Source organism: Proteiniphilum sp. UBA1028 (genome assembly GCF_002316955.1).
Taxonomy (GTDB): domain Bacteria; phylum Bacteroidota; class Bacteroidia; order Bacteroidales; family Dysgonomonadaceae; genus Proteiniphilum.
In genome coordinates this window covers 19166-29965 of record NZ_DCEN01000005.1, presented here as the reverse complement: position 1 = coordinate 29965, position 10800 = coordinate 19166, and the positions used below count along the sequence as shown (strand labels likewise).

Genomic DNA, 10800 nt, shown 5'->3' with positions numbered 1-10800 from the left:
AAGCTGTGCCGCATTGAAGGCCATCATCCCCTGCGACGCCAGGATGCGGTAGTCGAGTTCACCGTGGGTGATCATGATGGGGGTATCCCACTTATCCACAAAGCGGTGCGGCGAGTTGGCGAAGGTACGCTGTGCCGTGGCATTCGACTTGTCCCAGTAGGGGCCGCCCATGTCCCAGTTGGCAAACCACATCTCCTCGGTCTCCAGATACTGTGCTTCGAGGTTGAAGATACCGGCATGGGAGAGGAATGCCCGGAAACGGCCTTCGTGGTTGCCCGCGAGCCAATAGACCGAGAAGCCGCCGTAGCTGGCGCCGGTACATCCGAGGCGGTTCTCATCCACATAGGGTTCTTTGGCCAGCGTGTCGATGGCAGAAAGGTAATCTTTCATGTTCTGTCCGCCATAGTCGCCGCTAATCTGCTCAAGCCACTCCTGCCCGAAGCCGGGGAGGCCGCGGCGGTTGGGGGCGACCACGATATAGCCGTTGGCAGCCATCATCTGCAGGTTCCAGCGGTAGGACCAAAACTGGCTTACCATGCTCTGGGGGCCGCCCTGACAATAGAGCAGCGCGGGGTATTTCTTCGTCGGGTCGAAGTCGGGCGGATACACCACCCAGGTGAGCATCTGCTTCCCGTCGGTGGTCTCGATGCGTCGCTCTTCCACGTTGCCCATGCGGAGCTGGGAAAGAATCTCCTTGTTTTCGAACGAGAGCTCGGTAGCACTGCCGGTAGTGAAGTTTACCGCATAGATCTCGGTCGGCTGCGAGAGGGACTGGCGGGCGGCGATCAGGTTGCCGTTCCCAAGCGGTGCCACGGAGATATAGTCGTGATTCCCCTCGGTGAAGGGAAAGATCTGCCGGGTGGAAACATCGGCCACGCAGAGCTGGGTGGTTCCTTCCATGGGTGACACCAGGTAGAGGGTGTTGTTGTCGTTGCCCCACGTGAAGGAGTCGGTATTGTAGTCGAAACGCTCGGTGACATAGGTTTTCTGGCCGGTGGCGAGGTCCATCACGAAGAGGCGGTTCTTGTCGGACTCGTACCCGTCGCGTTCCATGCTCTGCCAGGCAAGCCGTGTGCCGTCGGGCGAAAACTGCGGGTTGGTATCGTAGCCAGGCATGCCCTCGGTCAGGTTTCGGGTTTCTCCGCTCGCCAGGTCATAGAGGTAGATGTCGGAGTTGGTGGAGAGGCTGTAGGCTTTGCCTGTCTTCTTGCGGCAGGTGTAGGCGATAGACTTGCTATCGGGGCTCCAGGCCAGCTGTTCCATGCCGCCAAAAGGGGCCATGGGCGACTCGTAGGGTTCGCCCTCGAGCAGGTCCTTGATGTTGGTTAGCTTGTTGCCAACAAGATTGGCTACGAAGGGGTGTGGTACGCTCTCTACCCAGTGATCCCAGTGCTTGTACATGAGGTCGTCGACCACGCGCCCCGAAGCCCCGGAAAGGTCGGAGTAGCGGTCGCCGGACGTGACGACTGTCTTCACCTGCCGGACGAAGAGCACCCTGGTGCCATCGGGCGAGTAGGCAAATCCGTCGATATTCTCCTCCAGGTGCGAAACCTGCGTCATTCCTCCCCCATCGGGGTTGATGGTCCATATCTGAGAGGTGCCTGTCTCGTTGCTCAGGAAAGCGATCTTCTTTCCGCCTTCGATCCACTGGGGGTTGCTCTCCTGCGTGTTGGTGATGGTGAGCTGTTTCTTTCCGGAGCCGTCACTCTTCATAATGAATAGCTCGCTGTTGGTTTTATTGCGCGGGATGCTCACGTAGGTGACGGGATAAAGGAGGTGGGTTTTGTCGGGCGATACCACCGGCGTTCCCACCCTGCCAAAACCATAGAGTACCTCGGGCGTCATGATGCCGTTTTCGATGGTTGGGGCAGCTTTGCCGATGATCCCGGCCTCTTTGCCCTGCTTCCGGCTCCCGCCCTTTTGTCCTGCCTCACCACAAGCCAGCAGGCTACCGGCAATTGCAATTGTCATAAACAGTGTTTTATATTGCATGTTTGTAAATTGATATGTTATTTCGTTTCGCAGTTTCGAGGGTGACCGCTAACCATCGATTACTCCGTCCTTCATATGGATGATCCGGTCGGTGAGCGACGCCAGATGCTCGTCGTGCGTGACAATGACAAAGGTCTGGTTGAGCTTGTCGCGCAACTCGAAGAAGAGCTTGTGCAGCTCCTCCTTGTTGTCGGAGTCGAGGCTGCCGGACGGCTCGTCGGCAAACACTACGAGGGGGTCGTTAATCAGCGCCCGGGCTACCGCCACGCGCTGCTTCTCGCCTCCCGAAAGCTCGTTGGGCTTATGGCCGGCACGTTCGGCGAGGCCCATCATCTGCAGCAGCTCGCGCGCTCTTTCTTCGGCCCCGGCATATTTCACGTTGCCGATGAGGGCAGGGATCATCACGTTCTCCAACGCCGTGAACTCGGGCAGCAGCTGGTGAAACTGAAAGACAAAACCGATGTTCTTATTCCGGAAATCGGACAGCTTCTTCTCGCTCAAGGTGTTCAACACCTGTCCGTTGATGGTAACCTTGCCCGAGTCGCCCTTTTCCAGTGTTCCCATGATCATGAGCAGCGTGGTCTTGCCTGCGCCGCTGGGCCCCACAATGGAGACAATCTCTCCCTTCTCCACCTCCAGGTCGATGCCTTTCAGCACCTGAAGGGAGCCGAAGCTCTTTGTAATATTCTCTGCTTTAATCATCTGTTTCTCCTGTCGGCATGTTTACGCAAAAGGGAATGACATCACCGGCCCGGCAACGCTTCCCATGCAGCCCCGATTGACTCCTCCTCTAACATTGTCTGTCAAAGGCTTTCATTGTCTGTGCAAAGCTGTCGTCTCGTTCCTGCATGATATGCAATATACGAAGATAGGCAAAATTGCTAATTTTACGGGGTTTTGATGTTATCTTAGCATTAAATATTTAAAGATTATTAACAGGTCTCTTTCGGCAAAACTGGACCGCCGCCCGTTATAAGCGGAGAGAAACTCCAAAAATCACAGAGTATGGATGAATTGAGCAAGATGCGGCAGGAGTACGACGCCGGCATCCTGGATGAGCAGCTGATGCCCGGGGACCCGCTGGAGACTTTCACCGAGTGGATGTATGAAGCGGTGGCCTTCGGGATAAAGGAACCCAATGCCATGACGGTGGCCACGGCAACGGCCGGCGGAAGACCTTCGGCACGGGTGGTGCTGCTGAAGGAGGTGAGCCGGGAAGGATTCGTCTTCTTCACCAACTACCTGAGCCGCAAAGGGAGGGAGCTGACGAGCAACCCCTACGCGGCGGTGGTGTTCGACTGGCACGACATGGCCCGGCAGGTGCGGGTGGAAGGCCGCGTGGAAAGGCTGCCGCCGGAGGCGTCGGATGCCTACTTCGACGAGCGGCCCGGGAATGCAAAGATCGGGGCATGGGCATCGCCCCAGAGCCAGATCATCAAAGACCGCGCCGAGATTGAGCGCATCCGGGAGGAGACGGCACAGCGGTTTGAAAACACAAAGGTGCACCGTCCTCCCCATTGGGGCGGATTCCTGATCAGGCCCTCCGTGATGGAGTTCTGGCAGGGACGGCCGGACAGGCTGCACGACCGCGTTGTCTATTACAAAACGGAAGAGGGATGGAGCAAGCATCGCCTTGCTCCCTGAGCGGTGTCAAATGATCTTGTTTTTGGGCACCGTGGCCACAAATTCTTTCAGATAAAAAGGTTCAAAGTAGGCGCTGTCTACGAAACGGCCGGCAGCAAAAGCCTCCTCCGCCAGCGGGATCATGCCCGATGCCAGCGGATGCACCTCGTCGGCGAACAGTGCGTGGGGATGGTTTAGGTGTATCTTGCATTTTTCCGCGCCATTGCCGAAGAAAAGCACCTTGTTCGCGGCAAGGAGCTCGGCATAACTCCCCTCCTCCACAATGTCGGCAGCGGTCTTGCGTACCGTGTGCAACGAACGGTCGTAGAAGGTGGCATACACCTCCATGCGGCGGGCGTCGATCATGGGACAAAGGAGCGTACCCTCTTCGGCCTGCTCCCGCATCATGGAGGCCATGATGAGCGGCGTGGGCAACGCGATGAGGGGGATATTCAAGCCGTAGCTGAGTCCCTTCGCTTCGGATACGCCGATACGCAGTCCCGTGTAGGAGCCGGGGCCACTGCTGACGGCTATGGCGTGGGGTGTGAGGTTTTGCCCGCGGACAAAGGCCATGATCTCGTGAACAAAGAGCCCCAGCAGGGAGGCGTGCGACTGGCCCCGGTAATCTTCGCGGGCGACAAGCAGTTCGCCGTCGCGCGCGAGAGCGCAGGAGCAGACGGACGTAGCTGTTTCAATTGAAAGAATGACGGACATACAACGAGGTGAAAATTTGAGCGGGTAAAGGTAGCAAAAAAATGGCTGCTCCGGGCGGAGCAGGGCAAAAAAAAACTGCATCGCGGGGATGCAGTTTTTCCTTTTTCGAAATTCTCCGATAATCAATACCTGTTTCTGTCACGGTTGCCGTAACCACCACGGTTATTGCTCCGGGGTGCACGTTCGCCTTCGGCGCGCGGACGAGCTACAGATACGGAAAGTGTACGTCCGTCGTATTCTGCATCGTTGAGTTCTTCAATGGCACGCTGTCCTTCTTCGTCGTTGGACATTTCTACAAAGCCGTATCCTTTGGAACGACGGCTTTCACGGTCGGTAATGATTTTTGCTGAGGATACTTCACCATACTCCTCAAACAGTTCTTTTAAATCGGCATCGGTAATCTGATAACTTAAGCCAGCTACAAAAATGTTCATGTAAAATAATTAAAATAAAAAAATAAGTAAATTCTGCAGAAGTTCTTCAATAAGAGGAGTTAGGCAATAACTTGACGAACGTGAAGTAACTAAATAACGGCCTACTATAAAATACTTTTGCGGGACAAAGATAGACATAAATTAATTGTCACAAAATATTTTACAGGAAAATCGCAGAAAAATAACAAAAAAAGGGGAAAATATCCCTTTTCCCCTCACTTTCAACGGATAAAAAGCTCTCTGCGATTGATTTCCGGTGTGGCTTTTTTATTCAATCCCGCTCCGTTTGAGCAACGCCTCCACGGAAGCTTCCCGGCCGCGGAAGCGCTTATAGAGCTCCATGGGCTCCTCGGTGTTGCCCCGCTCGAGGATGTTGCGCCGGAATGAATTGGCAGTGGCCTTGTCGAAGATGCCCTTCTCCCTGAACAGCGAAAAGGCGTCGGCATCCATCACCTCTGCCCACTTGTAACTGTAGTAGCCGGCCGCATAACCGCCGGAGAAGATGTGTCCGAAGGAGGTGGACATGCAGGCGCCAGGCACCACTGGCAGCAGCTGCACGCGTGCCATGGCCTCCTGCTCAAAGGTACGCACATCACCCTGGAAAGGCTTCGTGAGCGAGTGCCAGGCCATATCGAGGTATCCAAAGGAGAGCTGACGCAGCGTGAGGTAGCCCACGTTGTAGTTGGAGGCGTCGATGATCTTCTGGAGCAGTGAGTCGGGCATCTTCTCGCCGGTCTCGTGGTGGAAGGCAAAGCGGTCGAGGTACTCCTTCTCGGTGAGCCAGTTCTCCATAATGTGGGAGGGCAGCTCCACAAAGTCGCGGTAGACCGACGTGCCGGAGAGGGTTTCGTAGGTGCTGCGCGACAGCATGCCGTGCAGGGCGTGCCCGAACTCGTGGAGGAAGGTCTCCACCTCGTCGAAGGTGAGCAGCGCCGGCTTGCTTTCGGTGGGGCGGGTAAAGTTCATCACGATGGTGATGTGGGGACGGCTGTCGACACCTTCTTTTATATACTGGTTCTTGAAGGAGGACATCCATGCGCCGGAGCGTTTGCCGTCGCGCGGGTGGAAGTCGGTATACAACACGGACAGAAAGTCGCCATTCTCATCGAGCACGTCGAACGCCTCCACCTCGGGGTGGTAGACCTCGATTTCGGGGTTGGGCACAAACTGCAGCCCGTAGAGCTCCGTAGCCAGTCCGAAGACACCCTTCTTTACATTCTCCAGCTCAAAGTAGGGACGGGTCATCTCGTCGTTCACCCCGAAGCGGCTGTCCTTCAGCTTGTCGGCGTAGAAGCTCCAGTCCCAGGGTTGAATTTCGAGGGGCTGGCCCTCTACCTCCGAAGCATAGGTGGCGACGGCGGCCACCTCTTCGCGGGCCACGTCGCCAAAGGCATCCGCCAGCCGGTTGAGCAGGCCGAACACCCCTTCGGCATTCTTCGCCATGCGGTTCTTCAGCACGTAGTCGGAGTAGCTCTTGTAGCCCAGCAGGTTGGCGATCTCCAGGCGCAGGTTGACGATCTTCTGCACGAGCTCCCGGTTGTCGTATTCGCCCCCCTTCACTCCCTTGGTGTTGTAGGCCATGTAGAGCTTCTCGCGCAGGGGACGCCGCGTAGAATATTTCATGAAGCCGATGTAGCTGGGTGCAGAGAGGTCGATCAGCCACCCTTCCCTGTCCTTGGCTTTTGCCTTGGCTGCCGCAGCATCGACCACACTTTCAGGCAGTCCCGCCAGGTCATCCTCACGGGTGAGCAGCATCTCGTAGGCGTTGGTCTCGCGCAGGTTGTTCTGCCCAAAGTTGAGGGTTGCCATGCTCAGCTCCGTGGAGAGGATACGATACTTCTCCTTTCCTTCGGGCGAGAGGGTGGCCCCGCTATTTTCGAATCCTTCGAAGTACTTCTCCGTGAGGCGTATCTGCTCAGGGGTGAGCCCCGTAGTGTGGCGGGCATCGTAGACCGCCTTCACCCGCTTGAAGAGATCTTCGTTCAGGTTGATGTTGTTGCTGTGTTCCGACAGCTTCGGGCTGAGCCGTTGCGAGATATCCATCATTTCGTCGCTGCTCTCGGAGCTGAGCAGGTTGAAGAAGACGCTGCTCACGCGGTTCAGCATTTCGCCGGAGTACTCCATCGCCTCAATGGTGTTGGCAAAGGTGGGCGCATCGGGGTTGGCAGCGATCCGGCCTATCTCGGCCTGGTGTTCCGCCATCGCCTTTTCGAAGGCCGGTTCGTAGTGGGTAATTTTTATCTCGTTGAAGGGTGCCGTGCCATGTGGCGTATCAAACGGCCGAAAGAAAGGATTCTCCTGCGCCGTTGCTATTGTCATCATCATCACAGAAAATAATGTTATAAAAGTTTTCTTCATAAAATTTTCTTTACATTTGCAGGAAACATAGTAAGAACAAAGATACATCTTTTTTAGAAATCAGCGGGTAGCGGCGAAGAAAATGGCGGCTCTGACAGCAAAGGGTAACGACCTGCATGCCCGGCCCCGCGGGATGAGTTCCAAAACACTTAAATTGAACGATATGACTACTTCCGAAATGAACGAAGAGAAAACCCCAAAAGCCACTTCTGCAAAGGCCAAACAAAACGGGACAACCAAGCGACGCAAAAACAATGCAGCGGGAGCCAAGAAAAACTTTATCCTCGACACCAACGTGATCCTGCACGATTACAACTGCCTGGACAACTTCGAGGAGAACGACATCTACATCCCCTTTGTGGTGCTGGAGGAACTGGATAAGTTCAAGAAGGGCAGTGACCAGATCAACTTCAACGCGCGCGCCTTTGTGCGGGAACTGGACCTGATCACCGACGACGACCTCTTCACCCACGGGGCCGACCTGGGCGTGGGCAAGGGAAAACTATACATCGTGAACGGATCGCGCGACAACAAACGCATCAACGATGCCTTTCCGGAAAAGATACCCGACAACCGCATCCTGACGGTGGTGGCCGACGTGGCGGAGAAGCAGCCGGAGACGAAGACCATCCTCGTTTCGAAAGACATCAACCTGCGCATGAAAGCCCGTTCGCTGGGGATGATGGCGGAGGACTATATCAACGACAAGGTGACCAACATCGACATATTCGACCAGGGCGAAGTGGTGATTGAAGGGGTGAGCCCGGAGATTATCGACAAGATCTACGCCCAACCGGCAGGTGTGGACGCGGAGGAGATCTCCTTCGAGACACAACCCGAACCCAACCAGTGCTTTATCATGAAGAGCGAACGAAACAGTGTGCTGGCACGCTATAACCCGTTCACGCAGAAAGTGAAGAGGGTGGACAAGGAGAGCAGCTTCGGCATACAGCCACGCAATGCGGAGCAGGCTTTCGCCCTTGAGGTGCTGAACGACCCGGAGGTGAAGCTGGTGGGGCTCACCGGCAAGGCGGGCACGGGAAAGACGCTGCTGGCACTGGCATCGGCACTCAGGCAGAACAAGGTATACAGCCAGATACTGCTGGCAAGGCCCATCGTGTCGCTTTCGAACAAGGATCTCGGCTACCTGCCGGGGGACGAAAAGCAAAAGATTGCCCCCTACATGCAGCCGCTCTTCGACAACCTGAACGTGATCAAACAGCACCTGGGACAAAACAGCTCGGAGCTACGGACCATTGAGGAGATGCAGAAATCGGGACAGCTGGAGATTGAGGCGCTGGCGTTCATCCGCGGACGAAGCCTCACGGAGACCTACTGCATCATCGACGAAGCACAGAACCTTACACCGCACGAGGTGAAGACCATCATCACCCGCGCCGGGGAAAACACCAAGATGGTGTTCACAGGCGACCTGCAACAGATTGACTCGCCCTATCTCGACATGCAGTCGAACGGGCTGGCCTACATGATCGACAAGATGCGGGGACAACAAATCTTCGGCCACGTGAACCTCGTGAAGGGCGAACGTAGCGAGCTCTCGGAGCTGGCAAGCAACTTGTTGTAAGGTTGTTCGTTTTTTTATTAACTTTGCATCCCAATATTTAAATAAGACGATGCAGAAACCTACAATGCAGAAACAAACGATACAGAAACCCTCAATACCAAAAGGTACGCGCGACTTCTCTCCCGCGGAGATGGCCAGGCGCAACTATATTTTTGACACCATCAGGGAGGTGTACCGCCTCTACGGATTCCGGCAGATTGAGACGCCGGCAATGGAAAACCTCTCTACCCTGATGGGAAAATATGGCGAGGAGGGGGACAAGCTACTGTTTAAAATACTGAATTCGGGCGACTTCCTCTCCTCCATGAGCGGCGACGACATTGCCGAAGGCAACTCCGTGAAGACGGCGAACAAGATCTCGGAGAAGGGGCTGCGCTACGACCTCACCGTGCCCTTTGCGCGGTACGTGGTGATGCACCGCAACGAAATAACCTTCCCCTTCCGGCGTTTTCAGGTTCAGCCTGTATGGCGCGCGGATCGCCCGCAAAAGGGGCGTTACCGCGAGTTTTTTCAGTGTGATGCCGATATTGTGGGATCCGACTCGCTGCTGAACGAGGTGGAGCTGGTGCAGATCATGGACGAGGTATTCACCCGCCTGGGCATACGGGTGCAGGTGAAGCTGAACAACCGCAAGATCCTCTCGGGCATTGCGGAGATTATCGGCGAGGCGGAGAAGATCACCGACATCACCGTGGCCATCGACAAGCTGGACAAGATAGGGCTGAAGCAGGTGAACGAGGAGCTGGCCGCAAAAGGAATCAGCCGGGAGGCCATCGGCAGGCTGCAGCCTATCCTGCAGCTGAGCGGGACGACGGACGAAAAGCTCGCACAACTGAGGGAGGTGCTCGCAGGATCGGAAACGGGACTGAAAGGGGTGGACGAAATGGCGTACATCTTTGATAAGGCCGCCATGCTCGGCCTGAACAACGAGGTGATCCTCGACCTGACGCTGGCCCGCGGACTCAACTACTATACGGGCGCCATCATCGAGGTGAAGGCACTGGATGTGGAGATTGGCAGCATCACCGGCGGCGGGCGGTACGACAACCTGACGGGCATCTTCGGGCTGCCCGGCGTATCGGGCGTGGGCATCTCGTTCGGGGCGGACCGGATCTACGATGTGCTGAATCAGCTGAATCTCTTTCCGGAGAGCTTTGCACAGGATACCGACCTGCTCTTTGTGAACTTCGGCGAGAAGGAGGCGGACTACCTGCTGCCCGTGGTCACGCAACTGCGTCGCGCAGGCATCAGCTGCGAACTCTATCCGGAGGCGGCAAAGATGAAGAAACAACTCTCCTATGCCGACAGCAACCACATTCCCTACGTGGCAATGGTGGGGGAAAATGAGATGAAGGAGGGCACGATCACGCTGAAAAACATGTTGTCGGGCGACCAGAAGAGTCTCTCCCTGAATGAGGTGAAGGAGGAAATCGGCAAAAAGGCGATTGCCTGAGGTGTCGCAAACGAAACACGATCACCGTAGAGGCCGACGAAAAGAGAGCGGAACAGCGATTGCATATAAACAAAAAACTCCGGAAGTTCCGGAGTTTTTTTATATCAGTTAACGGATGATCTTTACATCCACGGCATTTATTCCCTTGAGACCGCGCTCCAGCCGGAAGGTGACCATGTGGTCCTCCTGAATGCCCGGCTCGGCATTGCTTTTATGAAAAAAGAATTTGTTGACGCTGTCTTTCTCCTTGATGAAGCCAAAGCCACGGCTTTCGTCGTAAAAGTCGACCCGTCCTGTGGGATCTCCCACCTCTTCGGTGACTTCCTTGCGGGGTACCGACACCTCAATATCCTCCAGTTCTATCTCTTCCGCTTTCGTGGGCATGGGCGGCTCATCCACGATGACGCCATTAGCATCCACATAGGCAATCATGTCCTCAAAGGAACTGACACCCTGCTGCTTGCGCTCTTCCCTGCGCAGCATCTTCTCTTTTTTCTTCTGTTTTTTGTTTTTTTCGACCTCTTTTTTGTGAAAGGAATTTGATTTTGCCATTTCTGTTTTTTAATTGTTTTGTATTTTATTGTTTGAACGTTTCGATGTTTCGACGTTTAATGTTTCGACGTTTCAACGTTTAATGTTTC

General features: G+C 55.3%; 9 protein-coding genes. 3 read left to right on the top strand and 6 right to left on the bottom strand.

What is annotated here, in order from left to right; translation table 11 throughout:
* Together B3Z75_RS00760 and B3Z75_RS00755 are read right to left on the bottom strand one after the other, a co-directional pair.
* Positions 1-1971 (bottom strand): S9 family peptidase (locus B3Z75_RS00760; protein WP_294066647.1); only part of this gene is annotated, 1971 nt, incomplete at its 3' end.
* A gap of 69 nt (positions 1972-2040) precedes the next feature.
* Complete coding sequence (locus tag B3Z75_RS00755) at positions 2041-2694, bottom strand: ABC transporter ATP-binding protein (RefSeq protein WP_294066644.1); 654 nt, start codon at positions 2692-2694, stop codon at positions 2041-2043.
* Between the two features lie 303 nt (positions 2695-2997).
* Between B3Z75_RS00755 and pdxH the strand changes: the two genes are divergently transcribed.
* Positions 2998-3636, top strand: coding sequence for a pyridoxamine 5'-phosphate oxidase (gene pdxH / locus B3Z75_RS00750; protein ID WP_294066641.1), 639 nt, complete (start codon positions 2998-3000; stop codon positions 3634-3636).
* Between the two features lie 6 nt (positions 3637-3642).
* On the opposite strand, the gene tsaB is transcribed toward pdxH, so the two are convergent.
* From tsaB to B3Z75_RS00735, 3 genes are all read right to left on the bottom strand, one after another.
* Positions 3643-4329 (bottom strand): tRNA (adenosine(37)-N6)-threonylcarbamoyltransferase complex dimerization subunit type 1 TsaB, encoded by a 687-nt coding sequence (tsaB, locus tag B3Z75_RS00745; RefSeq protein ID WP_294066638.1) that lies wholly within the window; start codon positions 4327-4329, stop codon positions 3643-3645.
* A gap of 122 nt (positions 4330-4451) precedes the next feature.
* Positions 4452-4763, bottom strand: a complete 312-nt coding sequence (locus B3Z75_RS00740; protein ID WP_294066635.1) for an RNA recognition motif domain-containing protein — start codon at positions 4761-4763, stop codon at positions 4452-4454.
* A 267-nt stretch (positions 4764-5030) separates the two neighbouring features.
* Positions 5031-7121 (bottom strand): M3 family metallopeptidase, encoded by a 2091-nt coding sequence (locus B3Z75_RS00735; protein ID WP_414702839.1) that lies wholly within the window; start codon positions 7119-7121, stop codon positions 5031-5033.
* Between the two features lie 82 nt (positions 7122-7203).
* Between B3Z75_RS00735 and B3Z75_RS00730 the strand changes: the two genes are divergently transcribed.
* Positions 7204-8706 carry a PhoH family protein gene (locus B3Z75_RS00730; protein ID WP_294066632.1) on the top strand — a complete coding sequence of 501 codons (1503 nt, stop codon included), beginning with the start codon at positions 7204-7206 and terminating at the stop codon, positions 8704-8706.
* Positions 8707-8785: 79 nt separating this feature from the next.
* Entirely contained in the window at positions 8786-10159 is a 1374-nt protein-coding gene (hisS, locus tag B3Z75_RS00725; RefSeq protein ID WP_294066682.1) for a histidine--tRNA ligase, read from the top strand.
* 108 nt (positions 10160-10267) lie between these two features.
* Here the strand turns inward: hisS and B3Z75_RS00720 are convergent, their stop codons facing one another.
* Positions 10268-10711 carry a cold-shock protein gene (locus tag B3Z75_RS00720; RefSeq protein ID WP_294066629.1) on the bottom strand — a complete coding sequence of 148 codons (444 nt, stop codon included), beginning with the start codon at positions 10709-10711 and terminating at the stop codon, positions 10268-10270.
* Positions 10712-10800: the final 89 nt, after the last annotated feature.